Raw genomic sequence first — 20,784 nt, 5'->3', positions numbered from 1 at the left:
CGGGCGCAGCAGGCGGCCTCGGGCCGGCCGGCCGGGAGGGGGTGGGGTCGTGCGCGTGATGGCGCAGATGTCGATGGTCATGAACCTCGACAAGTGCATCGGGTGCCACACGTGCTCGGTGACGTGCAAGCAGGCGTGGACGAACCGCACCGGCGTGGAGTACGTGTGGTTCAACAACGTCGAGACGCGTCCCGGGCTCGGGTACCCGCGCACCTACCAGGACCAGGAGCGCTGGCAGGGCGGCTGGGTCAGGACGAAGAAGGGCCGGCTCAAGCTCCGCGCCGGGGGCCGTCTGAAGAAGCTCGCGACGATCTTCTCCAACCCGAAGCTCCCCTCGATCCACGACTACTACGAGCCGTGGACCTACGAGTACGACATGCTGCTCTCGTCGCCGCAGGGGCAGCACACGCCCGTCGCCCGGCCGAAATCGCTGCTCACGGGCGGTGACATGAACATCTCCTGGTCCGCGAACTGGGACGACGACCTCGGCGGCTCGACCGCGACCATGCAGGACGACCCCGTGCTCCAGCACATGTCGGAGCACGTGGCCACGGAGCTGGACAAGACGTTCATGTTCTACCTGCCGCGCATCTGCGAGCACTGCCTCAACCCGGCGTGCGTCGCGTCGTGCCCGTCGGGCGCCATGTACAAGCGGGCCGAGGACGGCATCGTGCTGGTCGACCAGGACCAGTGCCGGGGCTGGCGCATGTGCGTCACCGGGTGCCCGTACAAGAAGGTCTACTTCAACCACAAGACCGGCAAGGCCGAGAAGTGCACGCTCTGCTACCCGCGCATCGAGGTCGGCCTGCCGACCGTGTGCTCCGAGACCTGCGTCGGACGCCTGCGCTACCTCGGCCTCGTCCTCTACGACGCCGACAAGGTCACCGAGGCCGCGAGCGTCGAGGACGAGCACGAGCTCCTCGCCTCGCAGCGCGCCGTCTTCCTCGACCCGAACGACCCGGAGGTCGTGGCTGCCGCGCGTGCCGAGGGCATCCCCGACGACTGGATCACGGCCGCCCAGCGCTCGCCGATCTGGGACCTGATCTCGCGCTACGAGGTCGCGCTGCCCCTGCACCCCGAGTACCGCACGCTGCCGATGGTCTGGTACATCCCGCCGCTGTCCCCCGTCGTCGACGTCGTCGCCGCCTCCGGGAACGACGGCGAGGACGGGCGCACGCTGTTCGCCGCGATCTCGAAGATGCGCATCCCGCTCGAGTACCTCGCGGGGCTGTTCACGGCGGGCGACACCGCCCCGGTGGAGCGCGTGCTGCGCCGTCTGGCCGCCATGCGGTCGTACATGCGCGACATCAACCTCGGCCGGGAGGCCGACGAGCGGACCGCGGCCGCGGTCGGCATGACCGGTGCCCAGGTCGAGGAGATGTACCGCCTGCTCGCCGTCGCGAAGTACGAGGACCGGTACGTCATCCCGACCGCGCACACCGAGATCGCGCGCGAGCTCGACGAGCTGTCGTGCTCCCTCGACTACGACGGCGGCCCCGGCATGGGCGGCATGGGCCTCACGGGCGGCGGCCCGTTCGGCGAGACGTCCGGGAGCCCGGTGCCGGTCGCGGTCGAGAACTTCCACGTGCTCCAGGCGCGGCAGACGGCGGACTCGCCCTACGGGCCCTCGACCCCCGGCCGCGTAAACCTCCTCAACTGGGACGGGAACGGCCGACCGCCCGGCCTCTTCCCGCCGGACGAGGGGCCGGAGCCGGGCGACGTGTCGGGCGCCCCCGGCGGCGTCACGCCGGGCGGCCCGGGCTCGCTGCCGGGCGGGCGCCAGGACGCGCGGCACGACACGATTCCCGGCCCCCCGCCGCCGGGTGGACCGGGGCCCGGCGGTCCGGCGGGTGGCCCGGCGGGCGGCCCCGCGCCCGGGAGCGGTCCCGGCGTCGAGCCCGACGGGGGCACCCGATGAGGGCGCGCTCCCTGCTCCCGACCCCCGCGTTGCGGCCCGGGGCACGACCTCGGGGACCGCAGCCCGACCACCTGGCCCCCGTCGCGACGTCGGCCGCCCAGCGCCGCACCGCCCACATGGCCGCGTCGCTGCTGCTCGCCTATCCCGACGAGGACGTGCTCGGCGCGGTCGACGCCGTCCGCGCGTCCGCCCCGGGCCTGCCCGGCCCCGTCCGCGAGCGCCTGGAGGACTTCTGCGACGTGCTCACGACGCCGGGCGGGCCGGGCCTGCGCGAGCTCCAGGCGCGGTACGTGGCGACGTTCGACCTCAAGCGGAAGTGCTCGATGTACCTCTCGTACTACGCGGCGGGCGACACCCGCCGGCGCGGGACGGCGCTCGTCGCGTTCGTCGAGGCGTACCGCGCGGCCGGGTGGGAGGTCACGGGCTCGGAGCTCCCCGACTACCTGCCGACGGTGCTCGAGTTCTCGGCCCGGACCACGGGCGACGACGCGACGATCGCGGCCGGTCTGCTCGCGTCCCACCGCGACGGCATCGAGGTGCTGCGCACGGCGCTCGAGAGCGCGCGCAGCCCTTGGACCGGGGTCGTCGAGGCCGTGTGCCTCACGCTGCCGCCGCTCGACGAGCGCACGCAGCAGCGGTACGTCGAGCTCGTGACGGCGGGGCCGCCCGCCGAGCTCGTGGGCATGGAGCCCTTCGCGCTCGAGCCGTACGGCACGGGCGCGCCCGACCGGACGGGAGGTGCGGTGCGATGAGCGGGGTGAGCACCGGAGAGGTCCTGCTGTGGGTCGTGTTCCCGTACGTGACGTTCGCGGTGTTCGTCGTGGGCTCGATCTGGCGGTACCGGTACGACAAGTTCGGGTGGACGACGCGGTCCAGCGAGCTCTACGAGAAGCGGCTGCTGCGGCTCGGCTCGCCGCTCTTCCACTTCGGCCTGCTGTTCGTGATCCTCGGGCACCTTATGGGGCTCGTGATCCCGGAGTCGTGGACGGAGGCGGTGGGGATCCAGGAGGTCGCGTACCACTTCGTCGCGACGTACATGGGGTCGGTCGCGGCCGTCGTGCTCGTCGCGGGCCTGCTCATCCTCATCTACCGCCGCCGCACGTCCGGGCCCGTCTTCCGCGCGACGACGCGCATGGACAAGACGATGTACGTGTTCCTCGCGGCGTCGATCCTGCTCGGGTCGTGGGCCACGGTGCAGACGCAGCTCCTCGCCGACGGGCTCGGGTACGACTACCGCCAGACCATCTCGCCGTGGTTCCGCTCGCTCTGGTACCTCCAGCCGCAGCCGGAGCTCATGGCGGGCGTGCCCGCGGCGTTCCAGCTCCACATCGTCGCGGCGAACCTGCTGTTCATCCTGTGGCCGTTCACGCGGCTCGTGCACGCGTTCTCCGCCCCGGTGCCGTACCTGTTCCGCCCGTACGTCGTGTACCGCTCGCGCGACGCGTCGGTCGCCGCGCGCGCCCCGCGCCCGGGCTGGGACCCCTCGGAGCGCCCGCGCTCGCGCTGACCCCGAAGGCCTGGTCCGGCCGGTCCGGGTGGCCCGGGTCGACGCCCGCCGGCGGGTGAATTCGGCCCGACGTCGTCCACACGACGCCCCGCGACGCCCTCCCTCCCGGGGCGGTCAACCCCGACCGCGACCGTCCCTGGAAGAGGTTCCCGCATGTCCACCACCGCCCCGACGACCGCCGGTCGTCCCCGCGCCACCCGCCCGTCCGCGCCGTCGGCGGCACACGCCACGCCCGCCCGCCGCCGTCGCGCCGCCCTCGTGCCCGCGCGTCTCGCGGGCCGGGCGGACGCCGCCGTCGCCGCGACCGCGCGCGTCCTCACCCGCTGGTCCGTGCCCGCCCTGCGCGTCGCCCTCGGCCTCGTGTTCCTCGGCTTCGGCGTCCTCAAGTTCTTCCCCGGCGCGAGCCCGGCGGAAGCGATCGCCGCCCGGACCGTCGAGACGCTCACGCTCGGCCTCGTCGGCGGGACCGCGGCCGTGCTCCTCACCGCGGTCCTGGAGACGTTCATCGGTCTGACGCTCCTCACCGGCCGGCTGCTCCGCGCGGGCCTGCTCGCGCTCGCCGTCGCGCTGGCTGGGATCCTCTCGCCGATCGTGCTGTTCGCCGACGAGCTGTTCGGCCACGGCATGACCCTGATGGGCCAGTACGTGCTCAAGGACCTCGTCCTCGTGGCCGGGGCGGCCGTCGTCGCCGCCGTCGCGCTCGGCGCGCGCCTGCGCCTCGACGCGTGACGCGTGGCGCTCCCCCCGCCACCGCACGGTCGCGAGGTAGAGCCCCCGGTCGTGACGTAGAGCGCGGCGGGCTCTACCTCGCGACCGGAGGTTCTACCCCGGTGCAGGGCGGCCCCGTCAGGCGAGCGAGAGCGTCAGGTACGTGCTGTTCGGGTCGTCGGTGTAGTCGGCGAACGGCTCGCACGGCACGAACCCGTGGCGCGCGTAGAGCCGTCGCGCCGCCGCGAAGTAGTCCTCGGTGCCTGTCTCCAGGCTCACGCGGTCGAGGCCGCGGTCGCGTGCGGCGTCGAGCAGGTGCGCGAGGACCGTGGCGGCGACGCCCCGGCCCCGCGCGGCCGCCGTCGTGCGCATGGACTTGAGCTCGCCCAGCGTCGCGTCGTGCTGCTTGAGGGCGCCGCACCCGAGGAGGCCGCCGTCCGCGGACCGCGCGGTGACGAACGTGATGTCCGGCGCGCGCAGGCGCTCGACGTCGAGCGCGTGCACGCTCTCGGGCGGCGACGTCGCGTACATGTCGTCCAGGTGCTCCTGCAGCAGCGCCAGCACGTCCGGGGTCGTCGGGTCCTCCACGACGACGCGCACGTCGTCCCGGGTGGTCGTCTCGCTCACGCGTCGAGGGTGCCACACCGGTCGATACCAGGATGACGCTCCGCACATGCGGGTCTAATCTGGCCATCATGCCGCACTTTCGGATCCGCGAGGCCGCGAGCCTGCTCGGGGTCAGCGACGACACCGTCCGCCGCTGGGTCGACGCCGGGGACCTCGCCGCGAGCGCCGACGACGCCGGGCGCAAGGTGGTCGACGGCGCGGAGCTCGCGCGGTTCGCCGTCGCGCAGTCGCACCCGACGCCGGACCCGTCGGGCGTCGCCCGCTCGGCGCGCAACCGGTTCGTGGGGATCGTGACGGACGTCGTGAGCGACACCGTCATGTCCCAGGTCGAGATGCTCTGCGGCGGCCAGCGCGTCGTGTCGCTCATGAGCACGGAGGCCGTGCGCGAGCTGCGGCTCGAGCCCGGCAGCCTCGCCGTCGCGGTGGTCAAGGCGACGACCGTCATCGTCGAGACCCCCGGAGGAGCCGCGTGAGCGCGTCCGCCCGCACGACGACCCGCCGCCGCGCCCGGGGCCCTCTCGCGGCGCTCGCGGCGGCGGCCCTGGTCGCCGGCCTCTCCGCGTGCGCCACGGGCGCGGGGACCGGTGACGGCGCCGCCCCCGACCCCGCGCGCACGACGGCCGAGGACCGCACCCTCACCGTGCTCGCCGCGGCGTCGCTGCGCGACGTGTTCACCGACCTCGCGTCGGACTTCGAGGACGAGCACGACGGCGTGACCGTCGCGCTGTCGTTCGCCGGGTCGTCCGACCTGGGCGACCAGATCCTCGCCGGCGCGCCGGCCGACGTCTTCGCGTCCGCGGACGAGCGCTCCATGGCGCGCGTCGTCGACGCCGGGGACGCCGCCGACCCCGTCGCGTTCGCGACGAACACGCTGACGATCGTCACGCCGCCCGGGAACCCCGCGGGCGTCGAGACCTTTGCCGACCTCGCGCGCGACGACGTCAGGGTCGTCGTGTGCGCGCCGCAGGTGCCGTGCGGCAGCGCGACCGACACCGTCGCCGAGGCCGCGGGCGTGACCGTCCACCGCGTGAGCGAGGAGGCCAGCGTCACCGACGTGCTCGGCAAGGTGACGGCGGGCGAGGCCGACGCGGGGCTCGTCTACGTCACCGACGCGACGCTCGCAGGCGACGACGTCGAGGTCGTGGACGTGCCCGAGACGAGCGCCGCGCTCAACGTCTACCCGATCGCGCTCGTCGCGGCGGCCGAGGACGCCGGCCCGGAGCAGGTCGCGCTCGCGCAGGCGTGGGTGGACCTCATGACCGGCGACGCCGGGCAGGCCGCGCTCGCCGCCGCGGGCTTCGGCGCGCCCGACGCACCGTGACCCCCGCGCGCCCCGGCGGGTCCTGATGCGCGGCCTGCCCCGCTGGGTCCTCGTCCCCGCGATGCTGGGCGCGCTGTTCGTCGTCGTGCCCGTGGCGGCGATGGTCGGGCGCGTGGAGCTCGCGCCGGGCCCGGACGGGACCGGCGGCTTCTGGGCGCTCGTGACCTCGCCGGCGGCGCTCGACGCGCTCGGCCTCTCGCTGCGCACCGCGCTCGCCGCGACGGCGTGCTGCGTGGTGCTCGGCACGCCCATGGCGCTCGTCCTGGCGCGCACCACGTTCCCCGGGCAGCGCGTCGCGCGCGCCCTCGTGCTCCTGCCGCTCGTGCTGCCGCCCGTCGTCGGCGGCATCGCCCTGCTGCACACGTTCGGGCGCCGGGGCCTGATCGGCCGGCACCTCGAGGTGCTGGGGATCGAGGTCGCGTTCACGACGACGGCCGTCGTGCTGGCGCAGACGTTCGTCGCGCTGCCGTTCCTCGTGCTCAGCCTGGAGGGTGCCCTGCGCACCCAGGACACCCGCCTGGAGGACGTCGCCGCGACGCTCGGCGCCCGGCCGACGACCGTCCTGCGCCGCGTCACGCTCCCCCGCGTGCTGCCGGGCCTGCTGTCCGGCGCCGTGCTCGCGTTCGCGCGCGCCCTCGGCGAGTTCGGGGCGACCCTGACGTTCGCGGGCGCGCTCCAGGGCGTCACGCAGACCCTGCCGCTCGAGATCTACCTCCAGCGCAGCGCGGACCCGGACAGCGCGGTCGCGCTGTCGTTCGTGCTCGTCGTGGTGGCGGTCCTCATCACCGCGGTCGCCCACGGGCCGCGCGTGCTCGGGGCCTCGCGCCCGCGGCGGGGCGTCGAGGGCTCCCTGCCCGACGGCGGCCCCCGCCCCCGCGCCGTCGTCTCCCCTGCCCCGCAGGCCGGCCCGCCGGCCGACCGGGCCCCGGCACCCGCCGGGCCTGCGGCCCCGACGCCCCCCGCCGCGCTGACCGTGCGCGCGGTCGTGCCGGAGCGCGGGCTCGACGTGGACCTCACCGTCGCACCGGGCGAGGTCGTGGCGATGCTCGGCGAGAACGGGGCGGGCAAGTCCACGCTCGTGCAGGTCGTCGCGGGCCTGCTCACGCCCGGCGAGGCCCCGGGCGCGCGCGTCACCGTCGGGCACGACGACGTCTCGCGCCTCCCGCCGCGCCGTCGCCACCTCGCGTGGCTGAGCCAGCGCCCGCTGCTGTTCGAGCACCTGTCGGTCGAGGACGACGTCGCGTTCGGCCTCCGGTCCCGGGGCGTGCCCCGCGCTCGTGCCCGCGAGGAGGCCCGGGACGCGCTCGCGCGCGTCGGCGCGGCGGACCTCGCGCGGCGCCGCTCGACCGACCTCTCGGGCGGGCAGGCGCAGCGCGTGGCGATCGCCCGGGCGCTCGTGACCGACCCGCGCGTGCTCCTGCTCGACGAGCCGCTCGCGTCGCTCGACGTCGGCGTCGCGCAGCGCGTGCGGTCGGTGCTGCACCACGCCCAGCGCGACCGACCCCGCACCACGCTCCTCGTGACCCACGACCTGCTCGACGTGCTGCTGCTGGCAGACCGCGTCGTCGTGCTGGACGCGGGTCGCGTCGTCGAGGACGGGCCGGTGGACCAGGTGCTCACCCGACCCCGGTCCCGGTTCGCGGCCCGCCTCGCGGGCGTGAATCTCCTGGCGGGGAGCGTCGTGCGCGTCGCCGTGCCGGAGCCCGTCACGGTGCGGAGTCTCGGGACGGAGCCGGGCGGGCCCGGCTCCGGCGGGGCGGACCCGGCTCGGGTCCCGACCGACGCGGGACCGGACGACGACGCCGCCGCACGCGAGGCGACCCTCGCCGTCGACGGCACGGACGTCCGCGTGCGCGGGACGGCGGGCGAGCCGCTCGCCGCCGGGGACGGGGCCGTGGCGGTGTTCGAGCCGCGCACGGTCTCCGTCCACCGCGCGACGCCCGAGGGCAGTCCCCGCAACGCGTACCGGGTCGTCGTGACGGGCGTCGAGCCGCACGGCCCGCTGCTGCGCGTCTGGGGTCGCGTGGCGAGCGAGGACCCCGGCGAGCGGCCGGCGCGGGCCGGGGCCGCCGTCGGGCACGACGACACCCCGCACCTTGCCGCGGACCTGACCCCACGCGCGGTCGCCGAGCTCCGGCTGGCCCCCGGCGAGCGGGTCTGGTTCGTCGTCAAGGCCGCCGAGGTCCGCGTCCACGCCCGCTGACCCACCTGCCGGGAGAGAACCCTGGTCCTACTTCGCGCGACCAGCGTTCCACCTCGGCGGATCGTGGTGTCAGGCGGCGGCCGGTGCCTCCGGTGCGGGGGCGGGCGCCGCGTCGCGCGGGGTGGGCCGCGCGTCGCGCGACCACTCGCCGCCGCGCGCTCGGACCGCGACGAGCAGGACGACGAGCCCGACGGCCGTCATCGCCGCACCCGCCCACAGGGGGGACGCGAAGCCGAGCCCGGCGGCGATGGTCAGGCCGCCGATCCAGGCGCCGAGTGCGTTGCCGACGTTGAACGCGGCGATGTTCGCGCCCGACGCGAGGGTAGGCGCGCCCTGCGCGAAGGACATGACGCGCATCTGGAGGCCGGGGACGGTCGCGAACCCGAAGGCGCCCATGAGGACGAGGCTCACGACGGTCATCACCTGGCTCGTCGCGGTGAGCGCGAAGACGCCTAGCACCACGGTGAGCGCCGCGAACAGCACCACGAGCGACGTGCCGAGGCGGCGGTCGGCTGCGCGCCCGCCGACGAGGTTGCCGACGAACAGCCCGCCGCCGAACAGCACGAGCAGCCACGGGACCGACGCCGACGTGAACCCGCCCACCTCGGTGAGCGTGAACGCGATGTACGTGAACGCGCCGAACATGCCGCCGAACCCGAGCACGGTGATCGCGATCGAGAACCACACCTGCGCGCTGCGGAACGCGGCGAGCTCGCCGCGCAGCCCGGTGCTGCCCGACGCGCGGTCCGTCCCGGGCGCGGAGCTGCGGCCGGTTGCGGGGGCGCCGTCGGGCGACCCGACCCGCGACGGGACGAGCAGCGAGATCCCGACGAGCGCGACGACGCCGATGGCGGTGATGGCCCAGAACGTCGCGCGCCACCCCGCGGCCTGGCCGAGGAACGTGCCGAACGGGACGCCGAGCACGTTCGCGATGGTCAGGCCGGCGAACATGATCGAGATGGCCCCGGCGCGCTTCTCGGGCGCGACGAGGTCGGCCGCCACGACGGCGCCGATCCCGAAGAACGCGCCGTGGCACAGCGCCGCGACGACGCGGCCGAGAAGCATGACCTCGTACGTCGGCGCGACGGCGGACAGCAGGTTGCCCGCGATGAACAGGACCATGAGGCCGAGCAGGGCCTTCTTGCGGTCGACGCGCGTCAGGGCCGCGGTGAGGCCGATCGCGCCGACGGCGACGGACAGCGCGTAGCCCGAGATGAGGTAGCCGGCGACGGACTCGGTGACGCCGAAGTCGGCGGCCACCTCGGGCAGCAGGCCCATGATGACGAACTCGGTGAGCCCGATGCCGAAGCCCCCGATGGCGAGGGCCCAGAGGGCGACTGGCATGACGATCTCCTGGTTCCGGGAAGGTGCGGGTCTCGGGGGCGACCTGCGGCGCGGCCGGTGCGGACGCGCGCCGTCGGGTCAGCCCTCGAAGGTGTCGGGGTGCGGCCCGATGCGACCGGCGGCGTCGAGGGCGTCGATCGCGGCCACCTCGTCGGCGGTGAGCGCGAAGCCGAGGACGTCGAGGTTCGACGCGATGCGCGCGGGGGTCACGGACTTGGGGATGACGACCGTCCCCTGCTCCAGGTGCCAGCGGAGGACGACCTGGGCGGGCGTGACGCCGTGGGCGGCCGCGACGCGGACGACCGTCGGGTCGTCGAGGACGGTGCCCTGACCCAGCGGGCTCCACGCCTCGGTGACGATCTCGAGCTCGGCGTGGACGTCGCGGAGCGCGCGCTGCTGGAGCGCCGGGTGCAGCTCGACCTGGTTGACGGCGGGCGTCTCCCCCGTCGCGTCGACGAGCGCGCGCAGGTGCGCGGGCTCGAAGTTGGAGACGCCGATCTCGCGGACGAGGCCCGCGTCGCGGGCCGCGACGAGGCCCTCCCACGCCTCGACGTACCGGCCGCGCGCGGGCGACGGCCAGTGGATCAGGTAGAGGTCCAGCCGGTCGAGCCCGAGCAGCTCGAGCGACCGCTCGAGCGCGGGGCGGACCGCATCGCGGGCGAGGGAGTCGATCCACAGCTTGCTCGTGACGAAGACGTCGTCGCGCGCGAGGCCGGACTCCGCGAGCGCGCGGCCCACGCCCGCCTCGTTGCCGTAGACCGCCGCGGTGTCGACGCTGCGGTAGCCCGCCTCGAGCGCGAGGCTCACCGCGCGCGTGGTCTCGGCGTCGGGCACCTGGAAGACGCCGAAGCCGACCTGCGGGATCGATGTGCCGCCGCGCAGGGTCGTGCGGGGCATGGTCGTGATGGTCGAGGACACGGGGAACTCCTGGAGGACGAGCGGGAAGGGGTTGGCGTTGCGTACGCGTTAACCTGGCGTCTGCACTTGTTGCAGACGCGCACTATCGATAGTTGCACACGCCGATTAGTTGCACAAGCGCTATAGTTGTGACGGCACGCACGCACCGAGGAGGACCCCATGGGCATCGCCGACGACGCCGTCGAGATCCGCGCGCAGGGCTGGCGCACGCTCGCCGCGCTGCACGGGCTCATCGACGCCGCGCTCGAGCGCGCCCTCCAGGCGGAGCACGACCTCTCGGTCGTCGAGTACACCGTGCTCGACGCACTCTCCCGGCAGGACGGCTGGCACATGCGGATGCAACAGCTCGCGCGCGCCGCCGCGCTCTCCCCCAGCGCGACCACCCGGCTCGTCAACCGGCTCGAGGACCGCGGTCTGCTCACGCGCATCCTGTGCCAGGACGACCGGCGGGGGATCTACACCGAGCTCACGCCCGCGGGCGAAGCCCTCCTGCTCGCCGCGCGGCCCACCCACGACGCGACCCTCGAGGCGGCATTGCGCGACGCGACGGAGACGCCTGAGCTCGCGTCGCTCGTCGACGCGCTCCACGCGCTCCCGGCCCCCGCCGACGCGGCGTAGCCCCTCCCGCTCCGGCCGGCGCCGTCGCCCGGCAGGCGGGACGGAGCCGGGCGTGCCCCGCCAGGGACCGCCCGGTCAGACCGGCCGGTCGACCCCGCCGAGCGCGGTGCGGACCTCGCCGACGATCGCGGCCATCGCGGCCTCGGCGGCCTCCGGGTCGCCGTCCGCGACCGCGCGCGCGACGGCCTCGTGCTGGTCGAGGGCCTCGGGGACGGGCGAGGCGGGCATGAGGCCCAGGTGCGTCCGGCCGCTGAGCACGGCCGCGACGACCCCCGCGAGCGCGCCGAACATCTCGTTTCCGCTCGCGCGGAGCAGGATCTCGTGGAACCGGACGTCGAGCGCGAGGAACTCCTCGAGGTCGCCCGCCTCCCCGAGCAGGCGCATGCGACCGGCGGCGGCGACGAGCTCGGCGCGCTCGGCGGGCGTGGCGTGGAGCGCGGCCCCGGCGGCGGCGAGCGGCTCGACGGCGTGCCGCAGCTCGGTGAGCGTGCGGAGCTGCGGGTCGCGGCCGGGGCCCTCGAGCCGCCAGCGGATGACGCGCGGGTCGAGCACGTTCCAGTCCTCGATGCCGAGCACGACGATCCCCACGCGACGCCTCGACCGCACGAGCCCGAGCCCTTCGAGGAGCCGCATGACCTCGCGCGCGACGGTGCGCGACACCCCGAACTCGGAGCCGATCGACTCCAGGGTCAGCGGCGTGCCCGCGGGGACGTCGCCGCTGGTGATGCGACGTCCGAGCGAGTCGAGCACGGTGGTGTGCAGGACCGTCGTCGCCATGTCTCGCAGCCTAGTGGCGGCCAATGGTGCTATCAATCACTTGCCAAAGGTGCTACCAATGCCCCACAGTGGAGGCCGAGGACGACCACGACGGTCGTCACCGGGACGGCCGGGGCCCCAGGCACCGCCCCGACCGGACGCCCCCACCCGACACGGAAGTCGACACATGGACACGGACGTCAGCTCCACCGACCGGCCCGACGACGCCGGGAACCAGCCCCTGCCCCAGCACCTCGTCGTGATGGGCGTGGCCGGCTCGGGCAAGACCACCGTCGCGACGCTGCTCGCGCAGCGCCTCGGCACCGAGTACGCGGAGGCCGACCGCTTCCACCCGCAGGCCAACATCGACAAGATGAGCGCCGGGACGCCGCTCACCGACGACGACCGTTGGCCCTGGCTCGAGGCGATCCGCGACTGGCTGAGCAGCGAGGCGGAGGCCGGCCGGTCCGGCGTCGTCACGTGCTCCGCGCTCAAGCGCACCTATCGCGACCTGCTGCGCACGGCCCGGGGCGAGGTGTGCTTCGTCCACCTCGACGGCGCCCCCGAGCTCCTCGCCGAGCGCATGCAGCACCGCAGCGGGCACTTCATGCCCACGTCGCTCCTGCCGTCGCAGCTCGCCACGCTCGAGCCCCTGGCCGACGACGAGCTCGGCTTCACGCTCGACGTCTCCGCCACGCCCGAGCAGGTCGTGGACGAGATCCTCGCCCGGACCCGGCTGAGCGACACCTCGGGCACGCACTGAGCGACGCCTCGGGCGAGCGCTGAACGACGCCTCGGGCGAGCGCTGAGCCGCGCCGCCCTCCCTGACCCTCACCCCTGCATCACGCACCACGCACCACGCACCCGACCGTCGACGGAGACACCATGCCCCCCGAGGACTGGACACAGACCCTGACCGCCGGACCGCTGCTCGCCATCGCCGCCGGCGCGATCGCGATCCTGCTGTTCCTCATCATCAAGCTCAAGCTGCACGCCTTCGTGGCGCTCATCCTCGTCAGCCTGCTCACCGCGGTGGTCGCCGGCATCCCGACGGGGTCGATCGTCGAGGTGCTCACCGCCGGGTTCGGCTCGACGCTCGCGACAGTCGCGCTCCTCGTCGGGCTCGGCGCCATGCTCGGCAGGCTCGTCGAGACGAGCGGCGGCGCCAAGGTCATGGCCGACTTCCTCATCGAGAAGTTCGGGGAGAAGCGGGCGCCGTTCGCCCTCGGCCTCGCCTCCTTGATCTTCGGCTTCCCCATCTTCTTCGACGCCGGTCTCGTCGTCATGCTGCCGATCGTCTTCTCCGTCGGGCGTCGGCTGGGCGGCTCGCTCCTCCTCTACGGCCTGCCCGTGGCGGGTGCGTTCTCGGTCATGCACATCTACGTGCCGCCGCACCCCGGCCCCGTCGCCGCGACCGAGTTCCTCGGCGCGAACATCGGCATCGTCATCCTGCTCGGCCTCGTCGTCGCCATCCCGACGTGGTACGTCACGAGCTACCTGTTCGGCCGCTTCGCCGGACGCCGCATCGAGCTACCCATCCCCGCGATCCTCGGCGAGGCCGACGAGGACCAGCTCGAGAACCCGCCGAAGTTCGGCACCGTCGTCGCGATCCTCCTGCTCCCGCTCGTGCTCATCTTCGCCAACACGGGCCTCGACGCGCTGCGCGCGGCCGGGACCGTCGACGGGGACAACCCCGCCGTGCAGACGCTGCGCGCCATCGGCGCGACGCCGATCGCGCTGCTCATCACGGTGCTCGTCGCCGCCTGGGTCCTGGGCCGCCGTCGCGGCGTCTCCGGGACGGCGCTGGAGAAGACCCTCGACTCGGCGCTCGGCCCCGTGTGCTCGGTCATCCTCATCACCGGCGCGGGCGGCATGTTCGGTGGCGTCCTGCGCGCGACCGGGATCGGCGACGCGCTCGCCGACGTGCTCGGCGACCTCGGCCTGCCCGTCATCGTGGCCGGGTTCCTCATCGCGGCGATCCTCCGCGTGGCGCAGGGTTCCGCGACCGTCGCGCTGACCACCGCGGCAGGGCTCATCGCCCCGGCCGTGGAGGCCGGCGGGTTCAACGCGATCGAGCTCGCCGCGGTCGTCGTCGCCGTGGCAGCGGGCTCGGTGGTGCTCAGTCATGTGAACGACTCCGGGTTCTGGCTCGTGGGCCGGTTCTTCGACATGGACGTCAAGACGACCCTCCGCACGTGGACGGTCATGGAGACGGCCATCGGCGTCATGGGCTTCGCCATCGCGGCCCTCGTCTTCGCCGTCGCGTAGCGCGCGACGAGCGCGGCCAGGACCGCCCGGGCAGCTGCCCGGGCGGTCCTGGCGTCTCTGGACGTCAGCTCCGGTCGGTGAAGACCGGGGTGTAGGCGTCCGGGTCCGCGACCCAGGACTTCCGGCGGAAGCGCTGGAGCGACAGACCGAGCAGCGTCAGCAGCCCGGCCATCACGAGCAGACCGAGGTCACCGCCCGCGCCCGTCGTGGCGAGGGCGGTCGGGCCCGACGCCGTGACGGCGGACGCGGCGTTCGCGGTGCCGGTCGCGGCGCCGTTCGTGGAGCCCGTCCCCGTGCTCACCGGGTTGAGCACCCGGGTCACCGAGCCGCCGGTCGTCCCCGGGTCCGCAGGACCGGTCGGGCCCGTCGGGTCGGTCGGGTCCGTGGGGTCGGTCGGGTCCGTCGGGTCGGTCGGGTCCGTCGGGTCGGTCGGGTCCGTCGGCACGACGGCGGCCGTCGGGCACCCCGCGGAGGCGCCGCCCAGGAGGCCCACACCCACGCCGCAGACCGTCACGGGCACGGTCACCGGCAGGTCGACGTCCAGGTCGGGCAGCGCCCCGAGGACGCCGTCCTCGCCGAGCACGCCGTCCAGCACGCCGCCGTCGCCCAGCAGCCCGTCCTCGCCCAGCACGCCGTCGAGCAGACCGTCACCCGACGAGCCGCCGAGCAGGTCGTCCACGAGGCCGTCCTCGCCGAGTACGCCGTCCAGCAGGCCGTCGCCCTCACCGAGCAGACCGCCCCCGAGGAGGCCGTCGCCCAGCAGGTCGTCGACGAGGCCGTCCTCGCCGAGGACGCCGTCGAGCAGGCCCGAGCCGTCGGTGCCGGTCGAGCCGGTCCCGTCGCCCGAACCCTCGCCGGCCGTCCCGCCGCCGACCGTGGCGTCACCGCCCACACCGACGGCGACACCCGACACGTCCACCGGGACGGTCACCGGCACGTCGAGGTCCACGCCGGACGCCTCCTCGCCGGTCGAGCCGTCGGCGCCACCACCGGCCGCGGGAGCCGACGGCTGCGCCGGAGCCGGGGCCACCGCCGCGTCACCCAGGACGCCCGCAGCGACACCCGACACGTTGACCGGAACCGTCACCGGCACGTCGACGTCCACGCCGGACGCCGTCCCGCCGGCCGAGTCCCCGGCGCCACCACCGGCCGCCGGGGCCGACGGCTGCGCCGCCGGAGCCGGAGCCACCGCCGCGTCACCCAGGACGCCCGCAGCGACACCCGACACGTTCACCGGGATGGTCACCGGCACGTCGAGGTCGACGTCCGCCGGGTCCGCCCCCGTGGCGGGAGCAGGCTCCGGCGCGGGCGCCGGCTCGGCCGGCGCCTGGGTCACCGCGGCGTCACCGAGGACACCGGCAGCGACCCCCGACACGTCCACCGGGATGGTCACCGGCACGTCGACGTCCACGTCCGCAGGAGCCGCCGGTGCGGGCTCCGGTGCGGGCGCGGGCGCAGGTGCCGGCGCCGGTGCCGGCTCGGACGTGACGGCGGCGTCGCCCAGGGCGCCCACCGCGACGTCGGACACGGTCACGGGGACGTGCACGGGCACGTCGACCGCGACGTCGGGCAGGACCTCGGTCACCTGGCTCAGCGGAGCCTCGACCGACACGTCCAGTCCGAGATCGCCGAGGAGGTCGCCCTCGGCTGCGTGGGCCGCTCCGGCCCCGACGACCACGAGGCCGCCTGTGACGAGCGCTGTGCGCAGCGCGCGCCGGACGAAGGTGTGCATGATCGTTTCTCTTTCCTGCTCAGAAGTGGCTGGCGCACGACGGCGCCGGGTCGCGTCTGCCGCGCTCGGGGCGCGACGCGAGCCACGTCAGGCAGGAGAGACGGGGACCTCGAAGAAGGTCGAGGGGTGCTTCGACCGCGCGTCGTCCACGACGGTGGTCCAGGAGGAGAGCGCGGGGGCGTCGGCACCGCTGCCGACCGCCGCGAGCTCGCCGCCCGACCCGGCGCGCTGCGCGCTGCCGGAGGGCGAGGGAGTGGTGCCGGGGCCGCCGTCGGAGGGGACGCCCCCGGGGCCGGTCGGCCCGTCGGAGGGCAGCGCCGAGCCCGGCGGTGCGCCGTTCGGTGCGACGTCGACCGCCGCCGTCCGGGCGCGCGCGTCCCTCGCGGCGACATCCTCGGGGCCGTCGCGGCCCGTCGTGGTGGCGCTGGGTGCGGCGGCCGCCGGTGCGGCGGGCAAGAGCGAGGGGACGGCGGTCACCGACGGCGCGGCCACGACGCCGCCCGGGTCGACCGCGCCCGGCGTCGACGGGACGCCGACCGACGGGTCGTCCGTGCCCGGGGTGCCCGTGCCGGGCGTCCCGGGGAGCAGCGGCGTCAGCGGCTCCAGCGGAGCGAGCGGGCCGGTGATCGGCCCGAGCACCGGGTCGGTCACGGGGGCCAGGACGTCGAGGACCGGCGTCAGCGCCTCCAGGACCGGGGTCACCGGGTCGAGCGCGGGCGAGACCGTCTCGAGCACAGGGTTCACCACGGGGGCGACCGCCTCGACGACGGGCGTCGCGGCCGGCACGACGGCGTCGAGCACCGGCGTCGTCACGGGCGCGACGGCGTCGGTCACCGGCTGCACGACGGGCGCCACCGGCTCCACGACCTGCTCGACCACGGGAGCGACCGGCTGGACGACCTGCTCGACCACCGGGGCGACGGGCCGCGCGACCTCCTCGACCACCGGGGCGGCAGGGGTGACGACCTTCTCCACGACCGGGGCGACGGGCTGGACCACGGGGGCGACGACGTCGCGCACGACGGGCTGGACCACGTCCTGGACGACCGGGTCGACGACGGTCTGCACCGTCGACGTGACGGGCGAGAGTGCCTTGCCGAGCCCGAGCGGGTCGTCCGCGGCGGACGCGCTGCCTGCGGTCGCGACGGCGAACGCGAGGCCGGCACCGAGACCGCCGCCGGCGACGAGCGCGCGCACGAGCCAGCGACGGGCGGCCGGTGCGCGCCTGCCCTGCGCGTCGTGAGTCGCGTCCATCGTGTGCCCCGTGGGTCGTCGGTGCAGCGAAGGGGCGGGCCGTGGGGCCCGTCCGAGGTCACGGTAGGCACGGGAGTGTGACGCTCACCACTCGACGCGCCGGATTTCACCCGACGGTTGCCCCGAACACCAGGCCGAGCGCGTACGTGGCCGCGGCCGCGCCGAACCCGATGGCGATCTGGCGCAGGGCCCGCGTGAGCGGGGACGTCCCCGAGAGGAGGCCCACGGTCGCGCCCGTCGCGAGCAGCGCGATCCCGACGAGGAACGCCGCGACCCCGACCGCGAGGAAGCCCGTCATCCCGAGGAGGTACGGCACGACCGGGATGAGCGCACCCGACGCGAAGAAGAGGAACGACGAGACCGCCGCCCCCATCGCGGTCCCGTGCGTCTCGTGCTCGTCGATGCCGGGCGGCGGCGCGATCACGGTCTGCTGGGTGTACGTGGCGAGGACGTCGGCCGCGTGCTCCTCGGCCTCGGCGGGCGCCATGCCACGCGCCCGGTAGACGAGCGCGAGCTCGTTCGCGTCCACGTCGAGGTCGGGCAGCGCCGCCGACGCCTGCGGGCTCGGCGTCGACGCGTCGAGCAGCTCGCGCTGCGAGCGCACGGACACGTACTCCCCCGCGCCCATCGAGAGGGCCCCCGCGAGCAGGCCCGCGAGGCCCGAGAGGAGGACCGTGCTGTTCGACGCGCCGGACGCCCCGATGCCGAGGATCAGCGCGAGGTTCGACACGAGGCCGTCGTTCGCGCCGAACACCGCCGCGCGGAACGTCCCGGACATGCGGTTGCGCCCGCGCGTCGCGAGGCCGCGCACGACCTCCTCGTGGATCCGCTCGTCGGCGGCCATCCGGGGTGTCGCGTCGGCATCGGTCGCGTACGTCGAGCGCGCCTCGGCCCGCTGGGCGAGCGCGAGCACGAACACGCCGCCGAAGCGCCGCGCGAGCCACCCGAGCGTGCGGGTGCGCCAGTCGCCGCGCAGCGGCCGTCCTGCGTCCTCGCCGAGCAGGTCGAGCCAGTGCTGCTCGTGGCGGCGCTCCGCCTCCGCGAGCGCCAGCAGGATGTCCCGCTCCTCGCCCGTCCGGCGGCTCGCGAGGTCCCGGTACACCGCGGCCTCGGCGCGCTCGTCGGCGAGGAAGCGGCGCCACCGCCGCACCTCCTGCGGGGAGGGCCGGTGCCCGACGGCGGTCGGCGGCACCGGGGTCGGCGGCACCTCGGGTGCGCCCGGGCGCGCGGGGTCGGCGGGCACGCCGGAGGGCGGCTCAGGTGTGGTGGGCATGCCTCCATGATGGCGATTTTCGGGCTCGCGGTGTTGCGCGTCGCCGAACGGGCCGTGCGGGGCGCCCCCGACCGGGGTTGCGGACGACCCCAACCTCGACCCGCGCCGGAGCGCCGTCGGGCTCCGCACGCCGGACCGGGCGCCCGGCGCCGTGGTTGGATCGGAGCATGACCACTGGAGAGAACGGACTGTCCCGTCCCGAGGTCGACGCCCCGGAGGGTCCCGCGCCCACCGAGCTCGTCGTCGAGGACATCACCGTGGGCGACGGCCCCGAGGCCACGCCCGGCGCGACCGTGAACGTGCACTACCTCGGCGTCGAGTACGAGACGGGCGAGGAGTTCGACGCGTCGTGGAACCGCGGCGAGTCGATCAACTTCCCGCTGCGCAGCCTCATCGCGGGCTGGCAGCAGGGCATCCCGGGCATGAAGGTCGGCGGGCGCCGCAAGCTCGTGGTGCCGCCGGAGCTCGCGTACGGCCCGGCGGGCGGCGGGCACCGCCTGTCCGGCAAGACGCTGATCTTCGTCATCGACCTGCTCGGCGTGTCCTGACCGGCGCGTCCCGAGAGCAGCGGAGGGCCCCGGTCGTCGACCGGGGCCCTCCTGTGTTCCTGGCCGAGCCGTCGCGTTGCGGGCCGGCAGTCCTAGCTCGCGGCGCCGGGGCACGGGACGAGGTCGGGGTCCGTCTCCTCGGGCGCGCCGCCCGGCACGCCGAGCGCCGCGACGGCCGTCGGGACCGGGACCGGGACCAGGCCGGTCGCCGGGGCGAGGGCCCGCTCGCGCCGCGCCGCGCGGAGCCGGACGACGGTGTCGACGAGGACGCCCAGCAGGATGCCCCCGACGACGCCCACCACGACCGCGAGCAGCGGGCTGTCGCCGACCCAGGCGGCGGCGAGCGTCCCGATGACCACGGAGTACGTCGCCCACGTCACGGAGGCGACGGCGGACAGCGCCATGAACCGGCGCCGCGAGAACCCGACCGCGCCGGCGGTCACGTTGACGGCCGTGCGCCCGACGGGGACGAACCGCGCCCCGAGCACGACGGACGCGCCGCGCCGGTCGAGCGACCGCGTGGCCCACTCGACCGCGCGCCGCCCGCGCGCGCCCCGCAGGGCGGGCAGGGCACGGGTGCCGAGCGCGCGCCCCAGGGCGTAGGCGAGCTGGTCGCCGCACCAGGCGCCGAGCGCGGCGACCGCGAGCACGATCCCCCACGCGACCCCGCCGCCCGACTGGGCCGCGACGGCGAGCATGACGATCACCGTCTCGCCCGGGATCGGCGGGAAGAACCCGTCGCCGGCGGTCGTCGCGAAGAGCACGGGGAGCGCCCACGCAGAGTCCACGAGCGCGAGCAGCCACGACTCGACCTGTCCCCACAGCTCCACGACCCACGCGACCATGCGTCCCAGCCTCGACGGCGCCGCCCCGCCGCACCATGGGGTATCCCCCCGGTTCTCCCCTGAGGCGACCCCGAGCCCGCATCCTGGAGGGGCGGCGTCGGACACGTGCACCACGACCCTCCCGGGCGGGGGACAATGGCGCCGACGCATTCGCCTCCCCGCGCCGCAGCCGGCGGGCGGGGTCGTCCGTGATCGAGGAGCGCTGTGATCACTGTCAGCACCGACGGCTCGTGCCTGAGCAACCCGGGCGGAGCCATCGGGTGGGCGTGGATCAACCACGACGGCACGTTCGACTCCGGCGGCGCCGTGAGCGGGACCAACCAGGTCGCCGAGCTCACCGCGCTGCTCCAGGCGGTGCGCGCCCACCCGGGCGCGGAGCCGCTGCTCATCGAGTCCGACTCGCAGTACGCGATCAAGTGCGCGTCCGAGTGGGTGGTCGCCTGGAAGCGCAAGGGGTGGCGGACGGCGGGCGGCCAGCCCGTCAAGAACCTCGAGCTCGTCCAGGCGATCGACCGGGTCATCGCCGAGCGCGCGGGGCCCGTCCGCTTCCGCTGGGTGCGCGGCCACGTGGGCGACCCGTTCAACGAGCGCGCGGACCAGCTCGCGGGCCTCGCCGCCCAGGACTGGGCCGCGGGCCGCGGTGACCTCGACGGCACGCTCGTGCCCGAGCTCGGGGACCCGACCCGGTCGCCGGGCCGCGTGCCCGCACCGGCTGCGGCCGACCGGGGGGCACCCGCGCCCCGTCAGGCCGCGCCCGAGCCGGCGTGGGACATGGACACCCTCTTCGACTGACCCGTCCCGCCGAGCACGACCCTGCACCGGGTCGAGCACGACCTTCCTCTCGTGAACGGGCTGATACCGCCAGCAACGTCGTGCTCGACGGCGGGGTGCTGGGGAGCGGCGAGGGCGGCGGGGTCGGGCGTCGGCGGCGGGTGCGACCATGG

The 20,784-nt window shown here is 75.3% G+C and carries 20 protein-coding genes; 12 read left to right on the top strand and 8 right to left on the bottom strand.

What is annotated here, in order from left to right:
* Positions 1-49: 49 nt before the first annotated feature.
* From narH to BXA05_RS06870, 4 genes are all read left to right on the top strand, one after another.
* Complete coding sequence (gene narH, locus BXA05_RS06885; RefSeq protein ID WP_083711599.1) at positions 50-1,918, top strand: nitrate reductase subunit beta; 1,869 nt, start codon at positions 50-52, stop codon at positions 1,916-1,918.
* Complete coding sequence (narJ, locus tag BXA05_RS06880) at positions 1,915-2,670, top strand: nitrate reductase molybdenum cofactor assembly chaperone (protein ID WP_083711597.1); 756 nt, start codon at positions 1,915-1,917, stop codon at positions 2,668-2,670. The genes narH and narJ overlap by 4 nt, the downstream gene beginning before the upstream one ends.
* On the top strand, positions 2,667-3,425 hold the full coding sequence (gene narI / locus BXA05_RS06875; RefSeq protein WP_143311074.1) for a respiratory nitrate reductase subunit gamma: 759 nt from the start codon (positions 2,667-2,669) through the stop codon (positions 3,423-3,425). Before narJ ends, narI begins: the two co-directional genes overlap by 4 nt.
* A 153-nt stretch (positions 3,426-3,578) precedes the next feature.
* The gene (locus tag BXA05_RS06870) at positions 3,579-4,154 is read left to right on the top strand and encodes a DoxX family protein (RefSeq protein WP_211435833.1); all 576 of its coding nucleotides are present in this window, start codon (positions 3,579-3,581) and stop codon (positions 4,152-4,154) included.
* A 117-nt stretch (positions 4,155-4,271) separates the two neighbouring features.
* Here the strand turns inward: BXA05_RS06870 and BXA05_RS06865 are convergent, their stop codons facing one another.
* Positions 4,272-4,760, bottom strand: coding sequence for a GNAT family N-acetyltransferase (locus BXA05_RS06865; protein WP_244550398.1), 489 nt, complete (start codon positions 4,758-4,760; stop codon positions 4,272-4,274).
* A gap of 68 nt (positions 4,761-4,828) precedes the next feature.
* On the opposite strand from BXA05_RS06865, the gene BXA05_RS06860 reads away from it, so the two are divergent.
* Genes BXA05_RS06860 through BXA05_RS20775 form a run of 3 tightly spaced genes read left to right on the top strand, consistent with a single transcriptional unit; the run spans position 4,829 to position 8,284 of the window.
* Positions 4,829-5,233 (top strand): TOBE domain-containing protein, encoded by a 405-nt coding sequence (locus tag BXA05_RS06860; RefSeq protein WP_074803402.1) that lies wholly within the window; start codon positions 4,829-4,831, stop codon positions 5,231-5,233.
* Positions 5,230-6,081 (top strand): molybdate ABC transporter substrate-binding protein, encoded by an 852-nt coding sequence (modA, locus tag BXA05_RS06855; RefSeq protein ID WP_083711593.1) that lies wholly within the window; start codon positions 5,230-5,232, stop codon positions 6,079-6,081. Before BXA05_RS06860 ends, modA begins: the two co-directional genes overlap by 4 nt.
* A 25-nt stretch (positions 6,082-6,106) precedes the next feature.
* Entirely contained in the window at positions 6,107-8,284 is a 2,178-nt protein-coding gene (locus BXA05_RS20775) for an ABC transporter permease (RefSeq protein WP_076404421.1), read from the top strand.
* Between the two features lie 69 nt (positions 8,285-8,353).
* Here BXA05_RS20775 and BXA05_RS06845 read toward each other — a convergent pair whose 3' ends face one another.
* Together BXA05_RS06845 and BXA05_RS06840 are read right to left on the bottom strand one after the other, a co-directional pair.
* Positions 8,354-9,628 (bottom strand): MFS transporter, encoded by a 1,275-nt coding sequence (locus tag BXA05_RS06845; RefSeq protein WP_076404420.1) that lies wholly within the window; start codon positions 9,626-9,628, stop codon positions 8,354-8,356.
* 78 nt (positions 9,629-9,706) lie between these two features.
* Positions 9,707-10,525, bottom strand: a complete 819-nt coding sequence (locus tag BXA05_RS06840; RefSeq protein ID WP_076404636.1) for an aldo/keto reductase — start codon at positions 10,523-10,525, stop codon at positions 9,707-9,709.
* A 180-nt stretch (positions 10,526-10,705) separates the two neighbouring features.
* Here BXA05_RS06840 and BXA05_RS06835 point away from each other — a divergent pair, with 180 nt between their 5' ends.
* Positions 10,706-11,164 carry a MarR family winged helix-turn-helix transcriptional regulator gene (locus BXA05_RS06835; RefSeq protein ID WP_076404419.1) on the top strand — a complete coding sequence of 153 codons (459 nt, stop codon included), beginning with the start codon at positions 10,706-10,708 and terminating at the stop codon, positions 11,162-11,164.
* A 75-nt stretch (positions 11,165-11,239) separates the two neighbouring features.
* Here the strand turns inward: BXA05_RS06835 and BXA05_RS06830 are convergent, their stop codons facing one another.
* Positions 11,240-11,941: a FadR/GntR family transcriptional regulator gene (locus tag BXA05_RS06830; protein WP_076404418.1), complete on the bottom strand. Its 702-nt coding sequence runs from the start codon at positions 11,939-11,941 to the stop codon at positions 11,240-11,242.
* Positions 11,942-12,107: 166 nt separating this feature from the next.
* On the opposite strand from BXA05_RS06830, the gene BXA05_RS06825 reads away from it, so the two are divergent.
* Positions 12,108-12,683, top strand: a complete 576-nt coding sequence (locus BXA05_RS06825; protein ID WP_076404417.1) for a gluconokinase — start codon at positions 12,108-12,110, stop codon at positions 12,681-12,683.
* A gap of 122 nt (positions 12,684-12,805) precedes the next feature.
* Positions 12,806-14,188 carry a GntP family permease gene (locus BXA05_RS06820; protein WP_061267828.1) on the top strand — a complete coding sequence of 461 codons (1,383 nt, stop codon included), beginning with the start codon at positions 12,806-12,808 and terminating at the stop codon, positions 14,186-14,188.
* A 64-nt stretch (positions 14,189-14,252) separates the two neighbouring features.
* Here the strand turns inward: BXA05_RS06820 and BXA05_RS20675 are convergent, their stop codons facing one another.
* From BXA05_RS20675 to BXA05_RS06805, 3 genes are all read right to left on the bottom strand, one after another.
* The gene (locus BXA05_RS20675) at positions 14,253-15,920 is read right to left on the bottom strand and encodes a hypothetical protein (protein WP_076404416.1); all 1,668 of its coding nucleotides are present in this window, start codon (positions 15,918-15,920) and stop codon (positions 14,253-14,255) included.
* A gap of 87 nt (positions 15,921-16,007) precedes the next feature.
* Positions 16,008-17,174: a hypothetical protein gene (locus BXA05_RS06810; RefSeq protein WP_076404415.1), complete on the bottom strand. Its 1,167-nt coding sequence runs from the start codon at positions 17,172-17,174 to the stop codon at positions 16,008-16,010.
* 106 nt (positions 17,175-17,280) lie between these two features.
* Positions 17,281-18,447: a VIT1/CCC1 transporter family protein gene (locus tag BXA05_RS06805; protein ID WP_083711591.1), complete on the bottom strand. Its 1,167-nt coding sequence runs from the start codon at positions 18,445-18,447 to the stop codon at positions 17,281-17,283.
* Positions 18,448-18,614: 167 nt separating this feature from the next.
* On the opposite strand from BXA05_RS06805, the gene BXA05_RS06800 reads away from it, so the two are divergent.
* Positions 18,615-18,995 (top strand): FKBP-type peptidyl-prolyl cis-trans isomerase, encoded by a 381-nt coding sequence (locus BXA05_RS06800; protein ID WP_043659735.1) that lies wholly within the window; start codon positions 18,615-18,617, stop codon positions 18,993-18,995.
* A gap of 92 nt (positions 18,996-19,087) precedes the next feature.
* Here BXA05_RS06800 and BXA05_RS06795 read toward each other — a convergent pair whose 3' ends face one another.
* Entirely contained in the window at positions 19,088-19,840 is a 753-nt protein-coding gene (locus tag BXA05_RS06795) for a DedA family protein (protein WP_076404414.1), read from the bottom strand.
* A gap of 204 nt (positions 19,841-20,044) precedes the next feature.
* On the opposite strand from BXA05_RS06795, the gene BXA05_RS06790 reads away from it, so the two are divergent.
* Positions 20,045-20,632, top strand: coding sequence for a ribonuclease H family protein (locus tag BXA05_RS06790; RefSeq protein WP_076404413.1), 588 nt, complete (start codon positions 20,045-20,047; stop codon positions 20,630-20,632).
* Positions 20,633-20,784: the final 152 nt, after the last annotated feature.

This window comes from Cellulosimicrobium funkei, from assembly GCF_900155925.1.
In the GTDB taxonomy this organism is placed as follows: domain Bacteria; phylum Actinomycetota; class Actinomycetes; order Actinomycetales; family Cellulomonadaceae; genus Cellulosimicrobium; species Cellulosimicrobium funkei.
The sequence above is the reverse complement of the archived record's forward strand: the minus strand, read 5'-3'. Positions and strand labels throughout refer to the sequence as shown.